Genomic DNA, 19,231 nt, shown 5'->3' with positions numbered 1-19,231 from the left:
GATCGACGGTGCGCGGGCACCGTCGCTGCGCATCGCGCGATGATGCGCGACGCTCGTGCTGCCTCTCCTCCGGACTTTCACCGTCGGTCCTGGAGTTCCACCAGGTCAACCACCGCCCCTCGGGAGGGGCTGTGGCTCGCGGACTGTCACCGCCGGTTCGGAATTCTCACCGACCCCGGAGCACGTGCTGTCCGGTCAGCCTACCCACCTGTCGAGGGGTGGCAGGCCCCGCGGGTCACACTCGGGGGGAGCGGTCGGCTTCGGGCGCGCCCGGCAGGGAGAAGGGTGGACTTGCCTGCACCATTGCGTCCGACCAGAAACGTCAGCCCCGAACGGAACTCGAAGCTGTCGTCCTGAAAGACGGTCGTCGCTGCGAACCGCTGAGTGACGCGGCGGAAACTGATACTGCTGCTCATGTCCGAGATTTCGGTGCTCGGGCCCGTTCGGTCAGCGCGTCCATGCGTGATCCCCTTTCTAGGCGAAGAAGTGTCACGTGCCGGTCACAGTAACGAGGACGACAAAAGTGCGCAACCCTCAGAAGGTGTCGTCGGAGGAGAGCGCCGAGGCGCACGCGCCGTGTCCGCCCGGCGGCGGGCGCGCCTCCGGCTACCCTCGGTGCGATGGACGAGGACAGGTACGGGCAGGACGTGCTCGCGGGGGACTGGCGGGCGCGGGGCAGGGTCGAGGTGGCGGTCGTCGAGGCCGAGCGCGATCTGGTGGTCGAGGAGGTCGCCTCCGGTTTCGTCGGTGCCGTGCTCGGCGTGGAGCTGCGGATGGTGCGGCTGGAAGACCGGTTCGGCAAGGTCCGCGTGTTCCCGCTCGGTCCGGGGTTCCTTCTGGACGGGAAGCCCGTGTCGCTCAAGGCGCCCGGGCTCAAGCGCGACGCCAACCTCGGCCGCGCTCGCTCCGCCTCCGGGTCCTTCCACGTCGCGGACGCGAGATCCAGGGTCGCGCTGCCGAGCCGCATCTATGTGGAGGGGCGGCACGACGCCGAGCTGGTCGAGAAGGTCTGGGGCCACGACCTGCGGATCGAGGGGGTCGTCGTCGAGTACATCGAGGGCGTCGACAACCTCGACGAACTCGTCCGCGAGTTCCGGCCAGGGCCGGGGCGTCGTATCGGCGTGCTCGTCGACCACCTCGTGCGCGGGTCGAAGGAGACGCGCATCGCCGAGAAGGTCGCGGCTGGCCCGCACGGCGCCCATGTCCTCGTCGTGGGCCACCCCTATATCGACGTCTGGCAGGCCGTGAAGCCCGACCGGCTGGGCCTGGAACGCTGGCCCGAGATCCCGCGCGGGATCGAGTGGAAGCACGGCATCTGCGAGGCGCTCGGCTGGCCGCACGAGGAGCAGGCGGATATTGCGGGCGCCTGGCAGCGCATCCTCGGCCGGGTGCGCACCTTCCAGGACCTGGAGCCGGCGCTGCTGGGCCGAGTCGAGCAGCTGATCGACTTCGTGACGGAGCCGGCGTGACCCGCCGCGCCGGGCTCGCGCTCGCGCTCGATGCGGTGCTCGTCCTGGTGTTCGTGCTGATCGGGCGGCGAAGCCACGAGGAGGGGTCGGCTCTGCTCGGTCTGCTCGGCACGCTCTGGCCGTTCCTCGTCGCGCTCCTCGCGGCCTGGGCGGTGTCGCGCTCGTGGCGGGCGCCGGACCGGATCGTGCCCACGGGGCTGGTCGTCTGGGCGGTGACCGTGGCGGGCGGGATGCTGCTCCGGATCGCCTCGGGCCAGGGCGTGCAGTGGAGCTTCGTGATCGTGACTGCCGTGGTGCTGGCCGTGTTCCTCCTGGGCCGCCGCGCACTGACGCAGCTGGTCGGGCGCCGACGCTAGCGGGACCGCCCGCTCGGTCGAACCGTCCGCGCGCCTGTGTCGCGGGGCACTTCTCGGTGACGCCCCGTCGCGCCGCACACGCGGCGCGCCTCCTCCTGGCACCATGTCGGCATGCCCCGCCTGCTCGCCGTGTGCCGCGTCGTCCGCCTCCTGCCCGACTCCGGTACGGTCGGCGTGCGCGACAGCACGGCGTCCTGGTCGACCGGTGGTACCGCGAGCACAGCCCGGCCGACGCGCAAGCGCTCGTCGACGCTGAGGCGGCGGGATCGCTGCGCCCGGCGTCGGCGCTGCGGGCGAGCATCGAGCGGGCGCTCGCCCGAGGTCGGCTACTCGCCGCGCGCCTCGCGCTTCAGTCGGCGCTTGACCGCCCGCTCCGTGAGCACGGTCAGGTAGTCCTGCACGGGCCGGTCCTGCAGCCCGGCGAGCTCCTCGCGCACCAGCGGCGCGACCTGCTCCTCGGAGTGGTCGGGGAACTTTTTGCGCACGTTCGCGGTCACGTCGCGCACCACCTGGTCGAGATCGAAGTCGGTCGTCATGCGGTGATCCTGCACGGTGGAGGTGAACAGGAGGGGCGGAGTGGTTCCCGCCCCTCCTGCCCGCAGCTCGTCAGCTCGTCAGCTCGCGGCGACGGCGATCTCGTTCGGGGTCACGTCGAGCTCGCCCGTGGCGACGATCTCGCCCGTGACGAGGTCGACGGCGTGGATGCTGTCGGCGGCCGGGTCGGTCACGTAGGCGATGTCGCCCGCGATGGTGATGGCGGGGTGCGGGTCCTGCCACTCGACGGGGCTCTCCCACGCCTCGACGACAGGGTAGGCGGCGGTCAGCGCCCCGGTCTCGGGGTCGAGCACGTGGATCGCGCCGTCTGAGCCGATCAGGTAGGCCAGATCATCGGGGCCTCGGGCGACACCGCGGAAGGTGTACTCGACGCCGTCGGGCAGATCGATGACGTCGAGGGTCTTCGCGGCCGTGTCGATCACCGCCACGCGGTTCAGGAGGTAGCCCTCGGCGTCGCGGTCGTCCTTGTAGTCGCCGACGACGATCGGGCTGGTCTCGCTCACCCAGGCGTTGCCCATCCGGCCGTACGGCTGGTCGGGTGCGTCGAGCTTGGTGATCTCGCCGCCGTCGTAGACGAGGGCGCCGTCCTCGCAGCCGAAGACGACGACCTCGTTCTCGGCCGTGCCCTCGCCGTGGACGCCGGGGCACTGGTCGTTCGTGGCCGTGACGGCGCCGGACGCCTCGCGCACCTCGATCCCGGTGCGTCCGTCAGCGGTGCCGACCGTCGTGAGGAAGGTGCCGTCCTCCAGGACGATCGAGACGCCGTGGTGGGCCTGGACTCCGGGGATCGTCTCGGTTTCGGGCGCGCCGTTCGATGTGGCCAGGTCGGCGGTCTCGAGGACGGTGGTGTCGCTCGTGCCGTCCGCGTAGAGGATGGTCTTCCCGGCGTGGCGGACGACGTGGCCCGGGGTGTCCGCGGGGAAGACCGTGCCGGTCAGTTCCGGCTCGCCGGTGGTGCCGGCGCCGGTGTCGAGGAGCTGGAAGCCCTCGCTCATCGTGACCATGATGTGCCGGCCGTCGCCGGCGGGGTTGAGGCGGGTGAACTCCTCGGAGTCCATGTCCGCGACGGTCTTGAGGGTCGTGCCGTCGAGGACGAGAATGCCGCCCTCGTAGGCGACGGCGACGCGGGGACCGGCGGCTGCGGTCGTGCTCGTGGCGGAGGACTCCGCGGCGGGGGGCGTGCTCGAGGAGCAGGCCGCGAGGACCGCGATCGAGCCGAGAGCGATCAGGCCGAGGCCCGCCCGCCGGAGGTGGGGGTTCTGCATGGGTGTGTCTTCTTCCTGGTGGTGGGTGTGCGGATTCAGGGCGAGAGCCCGGTGGCGATGCGCTGCGTGTTGACGCGCATCATGGCGAGGTAGTCGGGAGCGCCGCCCTCGGGTCCGGTCAGGGACTCCGTGAACAGCTCGACCACCTCCACGCGGATGTCGGCCTCGCTCGCGAGCGCCTGGACCAGGCGGTCGGGGGATGAGGACTCCGCGAAGATCGTGGGGACACCGGTCTGCTCGACGGCGTCGACGAGGTCGGCGAGGTCGGAGGCGGAGGGTGCCGCGAGGGTGGTGCCGCCGGGGACGACCGCGCCGACGACGTCGAAGTCGAAGCGGGCGGCGAGGTACCCGAAGACGTGATGGTTGGTGACCAGCGCTCGGCGCTCATCAGGAATGCCGGCGAAGACCGCGGTCATCTCGGAGTCGAGGTCCTCGAGCTCGGCGCGGTACGCGGCCGTCCGCTCGGCGAGCACCGTCGGATCGATGCCGTCGAGTTCCGCGAGCACGGGGCCGAGGGCGTCGACGACGTCGAGCATCCGTCCCGGGTCCGTCCAGAAGTGCGAGTCCGGGCTCCCCTCGGCGTCGCCCTCGCTGTAGTCGAGGACGTCGATCACGTCTCCGGCGATGAAGGCGGGCACGTCGGCGGCCGAGGCCTCGTCGAGGTGCTGCTGGAGGCCCTCCTCGAGCCCGAGCCCGTTCGAGACGACGAGGTCGGCGGAGCGGAGGCGGGCCGCCTCCTGCGCCGAGATCTCGAAGGAGTGCGGATCCGCGTCCGGCTTCATCAGGGTAAGCACCTGCGCTTCGTCGCCGACGAGCTCTCCCACGACGTCGCCGAGGATGTTCGTCGAGACGATCACGAGTGCTCGGTCGTCCTCCTCCGCGGTGGCGCAGCCCGAGAGGAGGAGGACTGCCGCGGTGCAGGCGAGCGCCCAGCGGCGCCTCATCGTCCCGTCTCCGCGACGAAAGCCGGCTCGGAGGCGGTCTCGAAGCTGCGGGCGATCCGCGCTCCGTCCGCGTAGTCGATCTCGTGCAGCCTCCGCTCGGCAGGAGCGCTGAGGTAGGCGCGCTGCTGGTCGGCGACCAGGACAGGCCGGGCCCCGGTCGCCAGTGACTGGGCGACGAGGGGTGCCGTCTCGGCCAGGACCGCCCCGTCGGCGCCGTCGAGCACCAGGACGCGGCCGTCGGCGGCGAGGGCGAGCACGGTGTCGTCCGCATCGTCGACCGCGGTGACCTGCACTAGCGGAGTCGGTGCCGGGAGCAGGCTCCAGGAGCGGTCGCGGGTGTCGAGCAGCCAGATGCCGTGCTCCCCGGCGAGGGCCGCGACGGTGGGGCGGCCCTCCCGATTCGCGAAGGCGGTGGCGGGCGCGGCAGTGGTCCCCGAGGGGTAGGGGATGTGCTCGATGACGAGTCCCTCGCCCTCGACGGAGGCGAGCAGGGCGCCGTCGGAGCAGCCGATGACGGCGCCCACGCGGGTGGTGATCGTGCCGGCCGCATCGGGGCACGCCTCGCGCAGGCCGGTCGGCTCGCCGTCCGAGTCGTAGCCGACGACGTCCGTTGCGGATCCGGAGCCCTCGGTCACCAGGGCGGAGGAGCCGACTGGCACGACCATCCCGGGTCCGGGCTCGACGTCCCTTCGGAACCGCTCGACGATCTCGCCTCGCGACAGGGCCTCCGTGTCCAGGAGGACCGCCTCGCCGGAGTCGGGGAAGAAGAGGCCCGTGCCGCCGCTCGTCGAGAGGTTCGTCGTGGCGACGGTCGCCGTCCCCGCGCCCTCGACGGTACCGACCAGGCGCGGATCCGCGCGGTAGTAGTGGAAATGGTCGACGTGGTCCCAGGTCCACACTCCGCTGTCGATGATCTCGACGCCCGCGGCGGTCTGCGCGAAGAGGTAGCGGCCGTCGGTCGTCATCGCGGCGGGCTCGCCGATGGAGCCGAGGGCGCTGACGCTCTCGTCGAGCAGATCGAGATGCGAGACGGCACCGGAGGGGTCGATCGAGGTCAGGCCGAGGCGGGGTTCGGCCAGTTCGGCGGCGTTCGCGATCGCGCCGTGGCCGGAGTCCCCTGCGGCCGGTGCGGCGAGATCGGTCGGTGCGGCGGGATCGGTCGAGCAGGCGGCCAGGCCGAGTGCGAGGGCGCCCAGCAGGAGGGTGGAGGCGGCAGTACGGGAGTGCACGGAGTCCTTTCGACGGGGAGCGGGGCGGTCTCTGGGCGGCCTCATGCGGCCGCCAGGGGAGCGCTCGACCGGGAGGCGAGGGCCGAGGTGGCCGCGCGGACCGACCAGGAGACGGCCGCGATCGCGATGGCCGTGCCGGCGACCGAGGCGCCCGCGGCTGTCGCTGCGTGCCAGGAGACGAGCAGGCCGACGAGCACGGAGGCCGCGCCGAGGATCGAGGCGAGCACCATCCGAGTCGGGATGCGGGTGGTCCAGTGACCGGCAGCGACCGCGGGAGCCAGCAGCAGCCCCACGACGAGCAGCGAGCCGACCGCCTGGTAGGACGCGACGACGGCGAGGGTCACCAGGCCGACCAGCACCGCCTGGGCCGAGCGCGGGCCGAGACCGAGTACCGCGGCGATGCGCGGGTCCAGCGCCAGGGCGACGAGCGGACGGTGGAACGCCGCCGCGACGATCAGGCCGACTCCGGCCGCTGCGGCGAGCAGACCGATGTCGACGGAGGTGATCGCGAGGATGTCGCCGAAAAGGATCGAGGTCGCATCCGTGGCGAAGCTGCCCGAGTGCGAGATCACGATGACTCCCAGCGCCAGCATCGCGACGAACAGCAGACCAATGCTGGTGTCGTAGGACAGGCGTCCGCGCCGCTGCAGGGCCGCGATGCCCAGGCTCATGGCGACGGCGCTCGCCGCTCCTCCGATCAGCACCGGGACACCGAGCACCGTCGCCAGCGCAACGCCGGGGAGCATCCCGTGGGCCAGTGCCTCGCCGAGGAAGGCCATCCCGCGGATGACGACCCAGGTACCGACGACTCCGCAGAGGACCGCGACGAGGGCGCCGCCGAGCAGGCCGCGCTGGAGGAAGTCGTGGGCGAACGGTTCGAGGAGTCCGACGAGAGCGTGGGGCATGCTGCCCGACCGTACACGATAATGAGAACGGTTATCACTCCTGTACGCTCGTCGAGATGGATGTCCCGCCCCTGCCCGAGCCCCCGATCCGCCTCCGCGGTGCGCGCGTCGACTTCGGCGCCCGCCGTGCACTCGCGGACCTCGACCTCGACGTCGCCGCGGGCTCCCTCACCGCGATCGCCGGATCCAACGGCGCCGGTAAGTCGACGCTTCTGGAGGTGATCGCTGGCGTTCGGCCTCTGACCGAGGGCTCGCGCGAGGTCACCGGGGCGATCGCGTTCGTGCCTCAGCGGACGTCGATCCCGGACCGCCTGCCGGTGACGGTGCGCGACGTGGTGGCGGTGGGCACCTGGGGCAGGCTCGGCCGCCTCCGCCGGAGCGACGCCCGAGCCGCCGGGGCGATCGCGGCCGCACTCGAGCGGATGGAGCTGACCGGCCTCGCCCGTGAGAGCTTCGCGGTGCTCTCCGGCGGCCAGCGGCAGCGCACGCTGCTCGCGCAGGGGCTCGCCCGCGGAGCGGATCTGCTCCTGCTGGACGAGCCCACCACCGGCCTGGACGCCGCGAGCGCCGATCGGATCCGCGCGGTCCTGCGCACGGAGGCCGAACGCGGTGCGAGCGTGGTCTGCGTCTCGCATGACCCCGCCGTCCTCGCCGACGCCGACCGCGTCCTCGCGCTCGCCCACGGCGCCCTCTCCGACCGATCCCCGCGCCGATACCCGGTGATTCGTCGCAAAGAGTCGTCACACGAGCGGAATGACGACCGGTCGTGACGAATCACCGGGGCGCGAGGTTCCGGGGGCGGGGGCTGGCGCGGGCTGGGAGGATGGGGGGATGACCTCGACGCTGCTCGACCGGATGCCGACGCCCGACGCGGACGGGCGGATCGACGACGACGAGGTGTACCTGGCCTTCACGGAGTGGGCCGAGTCGCGGGGATTGCCGCTCTACCCGGCGCAGGACGAGTCGATGCTCGAGATCGCCTCCGGCTCGAACCTCATCCTTTCCACTCCTACCGGCACCGGGAAGTCGCTGGTCGCGATCGGCGCGCACGCTGCCGCGCTCGCCTCCGGACGCCGCAGCTTCTACACGGCGCCGATCAAGGCGCTCGTCTCCGAGAAGTTCTTCGCGCTGGTCGAGGTCTTCGGCGCCTCGAACGTCGGCATGGTCACCGGCGACTCCTCGGTCAACGCTGACGCACCGATCATCTGCTGCACGGCCGAGATCCTGGCCAACCTCGCGCTCCGGCACGGCGCGGACACTCCGGTCGACCAGGTGGTGATGGATGAGTTCCACTTCTACGCGGATCCGGCGCGCGGCTGGGCCTGGCAGGTGCCGCTGCTCACCCTCCCGCACGTTCAATTCGTGCTGATGTCGGCGACCCTGGGCGATGTGACGGCGCTCGCCGCCGATCTCAGTCGCCGCACCGGCCGCGAGACCGCCCGGGTCACCGGCGTCGAGCGTCCGGTGCCGCTGCACTACTTCTACGAGATCGCGCCGATCCACGACTCCATCGAGGAGCTGCTCGCGACGAACCAGTCGCCCGTCTACGTCGTGCACTTCTCGCAGGCCGCGGCCCTCGAACGCGCGCAGGCGCTCACCAGCGCGAACATCGCCACTCGCGAGCACCGCGACCGGATCGCCGAGGTGATCGGCGGCTTCCGCTTCACCACCGCCTTCGGCAAAACGCTCTCGCGCCTCCTCCGGCTCGGGATCGGCGTGCACCACGCGGGCATGCTGCCGAAGTACCGCCGACTGGTCGAGCAGCTCGCGCAGCAGGGGATGCTGCGGGTGATCTGCGGGACGGACACACTCGGTGTCGGCATCAACGTCCCCATCCGCACGGTGCTGCTCACCGCCCTGACCAAGTACGACGGCACCCGGTTGCGCCAGCTCTCCGCCCGCGAGTTCCACCAGATCGCCGGCCGCGCCGGCCGCGCGGGCTACGACACAGCGGGCACGGTCGTGGTGCAGGCGCCCGAGCACGAGTCCGAGAACCGCAAGGCTCTCGACAAGATGGGCGATGACCCGAAGAAGCGGAGGAAGTGGGTCGCCAAACGTGCGCCGCAGGGCTTCGTCAGCTGGGGCGAGCCGAGCTTCCGCAAGCTCGTCGACGCGGAGCCCGAGACGCTGACCTCGCACATGACCATCACCTCGGCGATGCTGCTGAACGTGATCGCCCGCGGCGGCGACGCCTACGCGAACGTGCACGCCTTGATCTTCGACAACCACGAGCCGTGGCAGCGCCAGTTGCAGCTCGCCCGCCGCGCGCTGGGCATCTACCGCACCCTGCGGGAGGCGGGCGTCATCGAGCAGAGCGTCGGTGCGGACGGCGCGATGCGCATCCGCTTGACCGTCGACCTGCAGCCGAACTTCGCGCTGAACCAGCCGCTCTCGCCGTTCGCGCTCGCCGTGTTCGACGTGCTCGACCCCGAGTCGCCCACCTTCGCGCTCGACGTGATCTCGGTGCTGGAGGCGACGCTCGATGATCCGCGCCCGATCCTCGGCGCCCAGCAGTTCCAAGCCCGCGGCGAGGCGGTCGCGGCGATGAAGGCGGAGGGGATTGAGTACGAGGAGCGGATGGAGCTGCTCGAGTCGGTGACGCACCCCAAGCCGCTCGAGGAGCTGCTCGCGGCGACCTTCGAGACCTACACGGCCGCGCAGCCCTGGGTGAAGGACTTCGAACTCTCGCCCAAGTCAGTCGTGCGCGACATGTACGAGCGGGCCATGTCGTTCGGCGAATACACCGCCTTCTACAAGCTCTCGCGCTCGGAGGGACTGGTGCTGCGGTACCTGTCCGACGCGTTCCGCGCGGCCCGGCAGACCATCCCCGACGAGCTGAAGAACGAGGAGCTGCACGACCTGATCGAGTGGTTGGGCGAGCTGGTGCGCCAGGTCGACTCCTCGCTGGTGGACGAGTGGGAGGAGCTGGTCAACCCGGCGCTGCACGCGGCGGACCAGTCGATCGTGCCGCCCGCTCCGCGCCGTCTCACCGCCAACCACCGCGCCTTCCGCGTGCTGGTGCGCAACGAAATGTTCCGCCGGGTGACGCTCGCCGCGCTCGACGACCACGAGGCGCTCGGCGAGCTGGATGCGGCCGCCGGATTCGACGCCGACGCGTGGGGTGCGGCGCTGGACGACTACTACGACGAGCACGAGCGCATCGGCACTGGGCCTGACGCGCGGGGACCCGCGATGCTCCTCATCACGGAGGAGCCGACGCAGTGGCGGGTACGGCAGATCCTCGACGACCCGGCGGGCGACCATGACTGGGGGATCTCCGCGACGGTCGATCTGGCGGAGTCGGACGAGCAGGGTGCGGCCGTCGTGCGCGTGAGTGCAGTAGGCCGACTGGACTGATCAGCGGGCGCGCTTCTCCCGGCGCTGCATCTCGGCGGAGATGTCCGCCTCGGTGATCTCCTTGCGGGTCGGCCCCCATATCGACGCGGCCTGGCCCACGACGCCGATCCCGATGCCGACCATCGGCCAGATCGGCCAGAAGTAGCCGTCGGCGCCCGACGCGACCCAGACGGCCGTGGTGATCGCCGAGACGCTCGCCCAGCCGCCGACCGACCCCAGGAAGTCGCGGCGCCGCTTGACCTCGCGCACCGCCAGTGCGCGCTCGGCGTCCTCGACGCGATCGGGCTCGACCGCCTCGCCGGACTCGGCGCCCGGAACGACCTCCGCGGACCGGTCGCGGCGCGCAGACGGATCCGGAGTTCCCCATTCGTTCGTCATGCGGTCAGCCTACGCAGGCGGGCCCGCAGCCGGTACGCCCGGCTCCGCCGCCCGCCGACTCCGGCTGGCCGTGCGGGCACCTATCGCGGGCGCGGATTGGGCTTGGGCACCAGCGAAACGGGAGTCGCTCGGAACGGCTTGGGATTGGAGACGACCTGCTGGCCCTCCCTGACACGGATCGGTCGAGGTTGCGGTGGCGTCGGAACACGACTCGGCACGCGGTCTTCCTCCCGTCGATGAAACACTGACACTCAGATTGTTGCTCACGGCGCCGCGTGAAGGAAGCAGATGGCATGATCCCCACCACCGTCACGGGCATTCTTCTCCTGCTTGTGCTGTTGCTCCCCGGATTCCTCTTCATCACGTTTCGCGAGCAGCACCGGCCGACGCGACGCTTGTCGACGTTCCGCGAGACGAGTGTGGTCCTGGCCGCGACGACCGTGTCGTACATCGTCCCGCTCGTCGTGGTGATCGCCGTCGCCGTCGTCGTGCCCGGGGTCCGCGAGGAGCTGGCTCGTGCCCTCGTCTCACCGCTGTGGATTCAGCCGCCCGACGCGTCAGAGGTCCGACACCTGGAGGCCGAGTCCATTGTCATCAGTGCGCGTCACCTCCGCTACCTCTCTGCTCGGTACTTCGCGATCACCGGTGGGGCCCCGCCGACGGATCGGGACCACCCCGATCCCGGTCGGCGCGGTCGCGGCACCCGCATCGTCCTCGCGATTATCTCCCTCGGAGTACTGGCGTTCCGGCGTCATCGCAGGCGCTAACCTCTCCGCCCGCCGGCTCCGGCTGGCAGTGCGGGCACCACCAGGTGCGGCGCTGCTCGGGGTCGTCGCGCACCTCCTCGCGGACGAGTATCGTGACGCCGCAGCGCAGACACGGACGCCCGGCGCGGCCGGCGACCCAGTGCCTCTCGCCGCGGCGGGTGTCGCCGGTGGTGGTCTGGAACATCCCGGGGACGGTGACGGAGGCGCGCAGGCCCCGCGCGACCGTCGCGACGAGGGCGCGGACGTCGAGGGAGCCGATCGGTCGCCAGGGCCAGGCGCCGCGGAGGAAGCAGACCTCGTTGGCCCAGAGGTTGCCGAGGCCCGCGAGGCAGCGCTGGTCGAGGAGCGCGGCGATGACGGGCCGGTCCGGGATCCAGGAGAGGCGCGCGACGGCCTCGTCGGCGTCCCAGTCGGAGCGGAGTGGGTCGGGGCCGAGGTGGCCGATGGCGCGGGACTCGTCCCGGGTGGGGAGGAGTTGGACGACCGGGAGGTCGATGCCCCAGACGGTCGAGCCGTCGTCGAGGCGGAGGCGGACGCGGACGTTCTTCTGCAGTGACCGGGGGACGACGCGGCCGGGGGTGGTCACGGTCCAGGAGCCCTGCATACGCAGGTGGGTGTGCAGTGTCGACCCGCCGGCGAAGCGGGTGAGGAGGTGCTTGCCGTGGGTGTCGTGCTCCACAATCTGCAGGTCGGCGAGGGACGTGCCGGCCGCGTCCCCGGAGCGCAACTCGCCGTCGAGGACGGTGCGCCCGTCCGCCGCCCGTCTGAGGCGGGCGGCGAGACGGTGCACACTGTCTCCCTCGGGCATCCCCGAACTCTAGGAGCCGTGGCTCGTCGAGGTCAGGGGTCGCGCGGGATCAGGCGCCGCGGTACGCCTGCTGGTAGATGCGCTCGGTGCCGTCGGGCGCGGTGACCTCGATGGTCGCCGTGCCGGCCTTGATCGGCTTGAGCACGGTCACGGTCTTCACGGTGAAGGACTGGCCCGGCTTGACCGACTTCCGCGTCTTCGAGCCGTAGGCCGTCGTGATCTCGATCGACACCGTCTCGGGCCCGTTGTTGACCGCCGAGACGGTCAGCGTGCGCAACACCGCGAGGCGCTTGGTCGACGCCGTGGTGGCGACGTCGATGGTCACCGGAGCGGTCTCGGGCAGGTCGAGGCCGATGACGACCGGGTCGTGGTCGCTGGAGCGGTACGCCGAGGTGTCGTAGAAGATCGTCGCGTTGTAGTCGTAGCGGCTGTACTCCAGTGCCACGGACTCTCCGCTGTTGATGTTCCAGGTGTCGACCCCGGTGACCGTCCTGTCGGCGGCGGGAGAGACGAAGACGTGGTCGAGCGAGCCGACCGCGCCGTCGAACGAGTACGAGTACGTGTCGTCCTTCGCTCCCTGGTCGATGTAGCCGGCGTCGGTGATGACCTTCACCGGGTCCTCCTGCGAGTAGGCGTTGAAGTCGCCGAGCAGGTAGACGAGTTCGGTGGCCTTGTCGGTGCCCAGGCGGTCGGCGAAGGCGACGAGGGAGGTCGCCTGAGCGACGCGCGACGCGTTCGAGGCGCCCTGGCCGTCGCCCTGGTCGGCGTCGGCACCCGATCCGGAGCCCTTCGACTTGAAGTGGTTCACGATCGCGACGAACTCGCTGGCGCTGTCGCCGATCAGGCGGAACTCCTGGGCGAGCGGCTTCCGGGCGTTCGAGAAATTCACCGTGTCGTTGAGCACGACGGACTCGCCGACCGGCTCGATCACGGCCTTCTTGTAGATGAAGGCGGTGCGGATGACGTCCTCGTCCGCGAGTGCGGGGAGCGCGGCGGGGGAGGGGACGTAGGCCCAGACCTCGGAGCCGATGGCCGCGTTGAGTGCGGCGGTGAGGGTGGCGAGGGCCTCGTCGCGGGGCTTGCCGAACTTCGCCGAGTTCTCGATCTCCTCGAGCGAGACGACACCGGCGCCGAGGGCGTTGATCGCGGTCACGATCTTGGCCTGCTGGCGCTCGAGGTCGTCGGCGTTGGCCGCTCCACGCGCGTCGCAGCCGCCGTTGACGGTGACGGGGTCGCCGTCGCGGTCGGTGTAGAACGTGCAGCCGCTGATCGAGTCTCCCGTGGTGGAGAAGTAGTTGAGCACGTTGAACGATGCAATCGACAGGTCGCCGCCGACGGCCTCGGGCTTTGCGGTGCGGGTGTTCGCGAAGGTCGCGGGCTGGACATCGTCGGCATTGTCGGCCGTGAGCTGCGTGGTGGGCTGGAAGGCCCAGCCGCCGTTGCGGTAGTCGAGGACGACAGGGCGGGAGAAGCTCGCCGGAGCGCCGACGCCGATCGGCTCGGTCGGCGTGAGGTAGGGCAGCGGGATCGCCTTGTTCGCGGCGGCGCCGAGGAAGTTGATCGAGGCGCCGTCGTCGAGCGTGACCGCCCGGGCGGCGTTGTCGGCGACGACGGCGGCGAGCTCCGGCGAGCCGGGACGCGCGACCTCCGTCGGCGTGAGCAACGGGGACGTGCCGGCGGCGAGGCCGACCGAGCCGAAGCTGTTCAGATCGAAGGTGTCGGTGACGGTGTAGGCCCCCTGCGGAGCGATCAGCATGCTCTCGAGCGCCTCGCGCTCGGCGGTCGCGCGGGGGAGCGAGACGGCTGCGGGCACCGGAGCGGCGGCGGCGTCGAGCGTGACGACGGACGCGGCCGAAGTCGGCGTGAGTTCCGTCAATCCGTTGTACTCGCCCACCGCGCCGGTGACACGCAGGTGATCGCCGATCTCGACCGAACCGACGGAGGCGGAGGAGAAGACGAAGACGGCGTCGGACGCAGTGCGGGTGCTCTCACCGCCGGTGCCGGGGGTCTGGATCACGTAGCCGTTGTAGCCGCCGGAGGGGTAGCGCGCGGTGACCACGCCGGAGGTGGTGACGGTGCGGCCGACGAGCGGCGACGCGTCTTGGGTGCCCTGGATGTCGGCGATCGAGACGGCCGGGATTTCCGCGGGCGGGGTCGTCGGGGGAGTGGTGGGCGGGGTCGTCGGCGGCGTGGATCCGGTACCCGCGGTCTGCGGGGTCGGCTCGCCGAGCACGAAGTCGGTCGCGTTGACGTCGGTGTCGCCGGTGGCGGTGTCCGCACGCGCGATCGTCTGCGTGAGCGAGGGGACCGTGGCGACGGCGGTTTCGAACGTGTTCGAGGTGCCGTAGCCGACGAGGTCGAGCACCGAGTCCGGCTGGGCGGCGGCGCCGGTGGGCGGAGCGACGAGCGCGGTGGTCCCCTCGACCAGGAAGAGGGTGCCGCCGGCCGCGGCCATGTTCAGGCCGTTCGCGCTCTGGTCGGGAGTGGGGAGGGCTGCTCCGTTTGTACCGTTGCTGGCGCCCGCGAGCAGGAAGTGGCCGCCCGCCGGGACGGAGCCGGTGAGCGGCACGGTCGTGGTGGGATTCGCGGCGCCCGTCGCGGAGCGGTACTGGATCGAGAGCCCGCCGAGGGCGATCTCGGCCGCGGTGGGGTTGTAGAGCTCGACGTAGCGGTTGCTGAACGCCGCGCCGGCGGAGCCACCGCGGGCGAAGATCTCGCTGATGACCAGCTCGTCGCCGGAGGGGGCGGCGGTGGCGGGAGTCGCGACCAGCGCAGTGGCCGCCAGGGCCAGGCCGGTCAGGGCTGCCAGGCCGAGCCGGCGCCTGCGTCGGTGGTCGGGCGGGGTGGGAGAGTCGGGCATGGTGGTCCTCTCGATCGCCGCTCGGAAGAGCGGTCGCAGCGTCGTCGCCGCGCGGTGCGGCCGGCACACCCCCAGAAGGGGCACGCATGGTCACGCAATGCAGTGCGGGTGCCCGGCCTGTGAACCGGACATTTCATGAACGTAAACTCATCCACCGACATCGGGGCGTGCGCCGGGTGCGGTCAGGCCCGATCCGGACCGCACGGCGCCACCGCGTCGACGCCGTAGAGGCCGTGGAGACCGAAGAGGTTCCCGGTCCGGAAGCTGGCCCGGTCCACCGGTCCGCCGGTGCCGTGCACGACGGGGAGGGGGCGGTCGCGGGCGATCCTGACCGACATCCCGAGCGACTCCCAGTAGAGAGCGACGAGCGCAGCGTCCGCGGCGGCGGTGCTTCCGTGCGGAGCCCAGATGTCGAAGCCGACCGCGGAGCCCGCGACCACGGCCGACCCGATCGAATCCACGCCGATCGAATCAGCGGCGGTCGGGCCGGGCACACCGTCCAGGTGCTCCCGCGTCGCCACGATCAGATCGATGATCCGCTCCGACACCACCCGCGCGCCGTCGGGTCCGATCGTGTCCGACATCGCCCTGCCTTTCGCTCTCCTTCTCGCCGGAGCGACTTTACAAGGCTCGGTTGAGAAGGGCAGCACTCGCGGTCTGTTCGCGGCTTCGCGCGTCACACTCATCCGATGATCTCCTTCGAGTTGGCCCGCGCCCTGCGCACTGCGGGCGCGCGCTGGACGCCCGTCACCGGCGACCACTTCCGCATCGAGCGGGAAGGCTTCGACGGCGATGTCTTCACCGTCAGTGACATGACCATCGAGGCCCACGAGTATCCGACCGGGACGGTCCTCGGTTTTAACGGCACGACGGAGTGGGCCCTGGACTCCGTCTCGCTGGAGGACTCGCTCTGGCTGCCGCGGGAGGACCAGCTGCGGGAGCTGCTCCGCGGGACGTTCCGTTCCCTCCGCCGGGTGACGGAGCCGCAGCTGCGGTTCGTCGTCGAGGTCGAACTCGGCGGGCAGCCACGGACCTTCGAGGCCGCTGCGGCCGAGAACGCCTACGCGGAGGCGCTACTCGCGCTGGTCAGCTCGGTCGCGGTCGACCTCGACGACGTGGACGCCGCCGACATACTCGACGTCGACGGGACGGACGCTCCCGGCCGGGTGGACGAGCGCGCCTAGCCAGCAGCGGGATCCGGCGGCAAGCCCGGCCGGCCTAGGAAGCGGCCTTCTCGGTCGTCGCGGCCTTCTTCGTCGGCCGCTTCTTCGCGGGTGCTGCACCTTCCTCGACCGTGTCAGCCGCCTTTGCGGCCGCCTTCTTCTTCGCGGGAGTTTTCGCAGGCGTCTTCGGTGGTGACGGCGGTGAAGCCTCCTTCGCGGGTGACTCCGCTGCCCCCTTCGCTCCGCGGCTGCGCTCGACCGAGCGCTGGAGCGCCTCCATCAGATCGAGCACCTCGCCGCCGCCCTCCTCCCCCGGAGCCTCGCCGAAGGTTGCCGCGGTGTCGAGGGCGTCGCCCTGCTCGATCTTGGCGTCGATCAGCGTGCGCAGCTCCTCCTGATAGGCGTCGTGGAACTTCGCGGCGTCGAAGTCCTCGGAGTACGCGTCGACCAGGTGCGCTGACATGTCCAGCTCGCGCGCCGCGATCCGGGTGCTCCCCGCCAGCGACGAGAACTCGACCTCCCGCACCTCGTCGGCCCAGAGCAGGGTCTGCAGCATCAGCAGGTTGCCGCGCACCCGCAGCGCGGCGAGCCGGGTCTTCTGCCGCAGCGCGAACTCGACGATCGCGGTGCGGTCCGTCTGCTCGAGGGTGCGTCGCAGCAAGACGTAGGCCTTGGGGGACGAGGAGTCGGGCTCGAGGATGTACGCGCGGTCGAACATGATCGGGTCGACCTGCTCGCTCGGCACGAACTGCACGATGTCGATCTCGCGGTCGCGCTCCTCGGGTAGCGCCTTCAACTCGTCCTTCGAGAGCACCACCGTGCGCTCGCCGTCGTCGTAGGCCTTGTCGATGTGGTCGAAGGTGACGACTTCGCCGCAGATCTCGCACCTGCGCTGGTATCGAATCCGGCCGCCGTCTTTGTCGTGGACCTGGTGCAGGGGGATGTCGTGGTCCTCGGTCGCGCTGTAGATCTTCACCGGCACGTTGACCAGGCCGAAGGTGATCGCGCCCTTCCAGATGGCTCGCATGCGCCCAGTGAACACCGTGTCCCCGGCCGCCGGTAGCCCTGCCGCCCGCGCGAGGGAACCCCGGACCGTCGAGGGAGCCCGCTGTTATAGGCGGTCTCGACTGTGAAGTCTCGGGACATGGGTGACGGTTCTGTCTCAGGACATCGGTGACGGTTTGGCGGATTTGGTGGTGACGGTTCTTTCGGTCGTGATCGTGGGATGGCTGCTGTCACCCCGATCTCCTCGTCCGTTCGTCTCGCTATCGTTCAGTGGCCACAGGACGCTCCGCGGGGCGCGGTGACAGCGTTCTGCGCGGAGTGCGGGATCAGCCGGAAATCGTTTTACGCGATCCGCGCGCATGCTCGGGACGAGGGCCCGGTCCAGGCGCTCGCCCCGCGCTCGCGTCGACCCCGGACATCGCCCACGAGAACAGGGGAAGCTGTGATCGAGCAAGCGATTCGCGTGCGGGCATCGCTGGAGCAGTCAGGGCTGGACCACGGTCCGATCAGCGTCCACGACCGGATGGTGCAGCTGGGTCTTGCAGCGCCGTCGCGGGCAGCCCTCGCGCGAGCGTTCCAGGCGGCCGGAGTGATCGTGCCCGAGCCGAAGAAGAAGCCCCGATCCGCGTATCGCCGATTCGTGTATCCGGCGCCGAACTGCCTCTGGCAACTCGACGCCACCCAATACGCGCTCACGGGCGGCCGGACGTGTGTGATCTTCCAACTCATCGATGACCACTCTCGCGTCGCTGTCGCCTCCCACGTCGCGTCCGGTGAAACCACGGAAGGCGCGCTGGCCGTGGTCCGCAAAGGGATCGCTGCGCGCGGAGTAGAGCCTGTCAAGTTGTGTGTGTAAGTGCGTGGTCCTCGGGGGTTTAGAGGTAGCGGTGGATTCGTTCGGGAAACGCGATCGAGAGCTGCTCGAGAGCCTTCTTCCAATTCGTGACGACTTGTCCTTCGACGAGGCGTCCCTCAGCTCGACGTTCGGCGGCGGGGCGTCCTCGGTCGCGGGCTCGGTCGCGGGCGCGTTTGTCTTCGATGTCGCAGATCGCGAGCCAGAGCAGCTTGATCACGGCCGCGTCGTTGGGGAAGTGTCCGCGGTTCTTCGTGACTTTGCGCAGCTGGAAGTTCAGCGACTCGATCGCGTTGGTCGTATAGATCACCCGGCGCACCTCGGGCGGGAACGCGAGGAACGGCGTGAACCGCTCCCACGCGCTCTCGAACACCGCTGCCGCGTGCGGGTTCGCGCGCCCCAGCTCTGACGTCGTGAACGCCTCCAGCGCGGTCCTGGCGGCGTCCGCGGTCGGCGCTTGATAGACCGGCTTCAATGCGGCGGCGACGGCCTTGCGCTGCCCGTAGGCGACGAACCGCACGGCATTGCGGATCAGGTGCACGACGCAGGTCTGGACCATCGAGTCCGGCCAGGTCGCCTCGATCGCTTCCGGGAACCCCGTCAGCCCGTCGCAGCAGACGATGAGCACGTCACGGACGCCGCGGTTCGCGAGTTCCGCGCAGACCGACGCCCAGAACTTCGCGCCCTCGGCCTGCTGGACCCAGATCCCGAGAACATGCTTGATGCCGTCCATGTCAACGCCGACCGCGAGGTGCGCGGCCTTGTTGCGCACGTGCCCGCCGTCGCGGACCTTCACGATCAGAGCGTCGAGGTAGATCACCGGATAGAACGCCTCCAACGGCCGCGACTGCCAGGCGAGGACCTCGTCGGAGATCTCATCGACGATCTTCGAGATCGTCTCGCGCGAGAGCTCCGTGCCCACCGTCGCGGCGAGGTGATGCTCGATATCGCGGACAGTCATCCCACCGGCATACAGCGACACGATCATCTCGTCCAACTGCGACAACCGCCGGCTGCCCGTCGGGACCAGCCGAGGCGTGAACGTTCCCTTGCGATCCCGCGGGATCCGCAGCTCAACGTCGCCGACGTTCGTGGCGACGGTCTTCGGGAACGACCCGTTCCGGGAGTTCTCGTGAAACGCCGCGTCCGGGTCGCCCTTCTCGTATCCGACGTGCTCGGTCAGCTCCGTCTGCAACCCCCGCTCGAGCCCGGACTTGATCAGCTGCTGGATCAGCCCTCCAGCGCCCTCCAACTCGATCTCGCCCGCGTCGATCTTCGCGAACAGGTCATCCATCACGCCCGACTCGACCAAACGCG

General features: G+C 70.6%; 18 protein-coding genes, 1 pseudogene and 1 riboswitch. Of the genes and pseudogenes, 7 read left to right on the top strand and 12 right to left on the bottom strand.

The window, feature by feature from the left end:
• Window positions 1-52 precede the first annotated feature (52 nt).
• A riboswitch (FMN riboswitch) is annotated at window positions 53-187 on the bottom strand.
• Window positions 188-200: 13 nt separating this feature from the next.
• Window positions 201-416 carry an AAA family ATPase gene (locus A6122_RS17735; RefSeq protein WP_146085101.1) on the bottom strand — a complete coding sequence of 72 codons (216 nt, stop codon included), beginning with the start codon at window positions 414-416 and terminating at the stop codon, window positions 201-203.
• Window positions 417-620: 204 nt separating this feature from the next.
• Here A6122_RS17735 and A6122_RS11045 point away from each other — a divergent pair, with 204 nt between their 5' ends.
• Together A6122_RS11045 and A6122_RS11040 are read left to right on the top strand one after the other, a co-directional pair.
• A complete protein-coding gene (locus A6122_RS11045) occupies window positions 621-1,469 on the top strand; it encodes a DUF3097 domain-containing protein (protein ID WP_068254863.1) in 849 nt (282 codons plus the stop codon).
• Window positions 1,466-1,825 carry a DUF3054 domain-containing protein gene (locus tag A6122_RS11040; protein ID WP_068254860.1) on the top strand — a complete coding sequence of 120 codons (360 nt, stop codon included), beginning with the start codon at window positions 1,466-1,468 and terminating at the stop codon, window positions 1,823-1,825. The genes A6122_RS11045 and A6122_RS11040 overlap by 4 nt, the downstream gene beginning before the upstream one ends.
• Before the next feature lie 326 nt (window positions 1,826-2,151).
• On the opposite strand, the gene A6122_RS11035 is transcribed toward A6122_RS11040, so the two are convergent.
• The 5 genes from A6122_RS11035 to aztB all read right to left on the bottom strand — a co-directional run bounded on the left by A6122_RS11035 (window position 2,152) and on the right by aztB (window position 6,723).
• Window positions 2,152-2,361, bottom strand: a complete 210-nt coding sequence (locus tag A6122_RS11035; protein WP_068254857.1) for a three-helix bundle dimerization domain-containing protein — start codon at window positions 2,359-2,361, stop codon at window positions 2,152-2,154.
• Between the two features lie 78 nt (window positions 2,362-2,439).
• Window positions 2,440-3,645 carry a zinc metallochaperone AztD gene (gene aztD, locus A6122_RS11030; RefSeq protein ID WP_068254854.1) on the bottom strand — a complete coding sequence of 402 codons (1,206 nt, stop codon included), beginning with the start codon at window positions 3,643-3,645 and terminating at the stop codon, window positions 2,440-2,442.
• Window positions 3,646-3,680: 35 nt separating this feature from the next.
• The gene (gene aztC / locus A6122_RS11025) at window positions 3,681-4,589 is read right to left on the bottom strand and encodes a zinc ABC transporter substrate-binding protein AztC (protein ID WP_068254852.1); all 909 of its coding nucleotides are present in this window, start codon (window positions 4,587-4,589) and stop codon (window positions 3,681-3,683) included.
• Window positions 4,586-5,818: an ABC transporter gene (locus A6122_RS11020; RefSeq protein WP_084415995.1), complete on the bottom strand. Its 1,233-nt coding sequence runs from the start codon at window positions 5,816-5,818 to the stop codon at window positions 4,586-4,588. The genes aztC and A6122_RS11020 overlap by 4 nt, the downstream gene beginning before the upstream one ends.
• 41 nt (window positions 5,819-5,859) lie before the next feature.
• Complete coding sequence (gene aztB / locus A6122_RS11015; RefSeq protein WP_068254847.1) at window positions 5,860-6,723, bottom strand: zinc ABC transporter permease AztB; 864 nt, start codon at window positions 6,721-6,723, stop codon at window positions 5,860-5,862.
• Window positions 6,724-6,779: 56 nt separating this feature from the next.
• On the opposite strand from aztB, the gene aztA reads away from it, so the two are divergent.
• Both aztA and A6122_RS11005 read left to right on the top strand, forming a co-directional pair.
• Window positions 6,780-7,493, top strand: a complete 714-nt coding sequence (gene aztA, locus A6122_RS11010; protein ID WP_068254844.1) for a zinc ABC transporter ATP-binding protein AztA — start codon at window positions 6,780-6,782, stop codon at window positions 7,491-7,493.
• 61 nt (window positions 7,494-7,554) lie between these two features.
• Window positions 7,555-10,080, top strand: a complete 2,526-nt coding sequence (locus tag A6122_RS11005) for a DEAD/DEAH box helicase (RefSeq protein ID WP_068254841.1) — start codon at window positions 7,555-7,557, stop codon at window positions 10,078-10,080.
• Here the strand turns inward: A6122_RS11005 and A6122_RS11000 are convergent, their stop codons facing one another.
• Entirely contained in the window at window positions 10,081-10,458 is a 378-nt protein-coding gene (locus A6122_RS11000) for a 2TM domain-containing protein (protein WP_084415994.1), read from the bottom strand. It lies immediately after the preceding gene.
• 293 nt (window positions 10,459-10,751) lie between these two features.
• On the opposite strand from A6122_RS11000, the gene A6122_RS10995 reads away from it, so the two are divergent.
• Complete coding sequence (locus A6122_RS10995; RefSeq protein ID WP_068254838.1) at window positions 10,752-11,225, top strand: DUF6338 family protein; 474 nt, start codon at window positions 10,752-10,754, stop codon at window positions 11,223-11,225.
• Here the strand turns inward: A6122_RS10995 and A6122_RS10990 are convergent.
• The 3 genes from A6122_RS10990 to A6122_RS10980 form a co-directional block, all read right to left on the bottom strand.
• Window positions 11,179-12,033, bottom strand: a complete 855-nt coding sequence (locus A6122_RS10990; protein ID WP_068254835.1) for a DNA-formamidopyrimidine glycosylase family protein — start codon at window positions 12,031-12,033, stop codon at window positions 11,179-11,181. The two genes, A6122_RS10995 and A6122_RS10990, sit on opposite strands and share 47 nt — an antisense overlap.
• A gap of 49 nt (window positions 12,034-12,082) precedes the next feature.
• Window positions 12,083-14,893, bottom strand: coding sequence for an ExeM/NucH family extracellular endonuclease (locus A6122_RS10985; protein WP_068254833.1), 2,811 nt, complete (start codon window positions 14,891-14,893; stop codon window positions 12,083-12,085).
• 182 nt (window positions 14,894-15,075) lie between these two features.
• The gene (locus A6122_RS10980) at window positions 15,076-15,477 is read right to left on the bottom strand and encodes a hypothetical protein (protein ID WP_068254831.1); all 402 of its coding nucleotides are present in this window, start codon (window positions 15,475-15,477) and stop codon (window positions 15,076-15,078) included.
• Between the two features lie 105 nt (window positions 15,478-15,582).
• Here A6122_RS10980 and A6122_RS10975 point away from each other — a divergent pair, with 105 nt between their 5' ends.
• Complete coding sequence (locus A6122_RS10975; RefSeq protein WP_068254828.1) at window positions 15,583-16,077, top strand: hypothetical protein; 495 nt, start codon at window positions 15,583-15,585, stop codon at window positions 16,075-16,077.
• A 34-nt stretch (window positions 16,078-16,111) separates the two neighbouring features.
• Here the strand turns inward: A6122_RS10975 and ku are convergent, their stop codons facing one another.
• Window positions 16,112-17,083, bottom strand: a complete 972-nt coding sequence (gene ku / locus A6122_RS10970; RefSeq protein ID WP_068254824.1) for a non-homologous end joining protein Ku — start codon at window positions 17,081-17,083, stop codon at window positions 16,112-16,114.
• Between the two features lie 198 nt (window positions 17,084-17,281).
• Between ku and A6122_RS10965 the strand changes: the two are divergent.
• Window positions 17,282-17,893, top strand: a pseudogene (locus A6122_RS10965) (DDE-type integrase/transposase/recombinase); the annotation flags it as partial.
• A gap of 43 nt (window positions 17,894-17,936) precedes the next feature.
• On the opposite strand, the gene A6122_RS10960 reads toward A6122_RS10965, so the two are convergent.
• Window positions 17,937-19,208, bottom strand: a complete 1,272-nt coding sequence (locus A6122_RS10960) for an IS256 family transposase (protein ID WP_418320007.1) — start codon at window positions 19,206-19,208, stop codon at window positions 17,937-17,939.
• Window positions 19,209-19,231 lie beyond the last annotated feature (23 nt).

The sequence above is a fragment of the Rathayibacter tritici genome, assembly GCF_001641005.1.
GTDB lineage: Bacteria > Actinomycetota > Actinomycetes > Actinomycetales > Microbacteriaceae > Rathayibacter > Rathayibacter tritici.
Note: the sequence above shows the minus strand (reverse complement) of the source record. Positions and strands in the feature narration are given on the sequence as shown.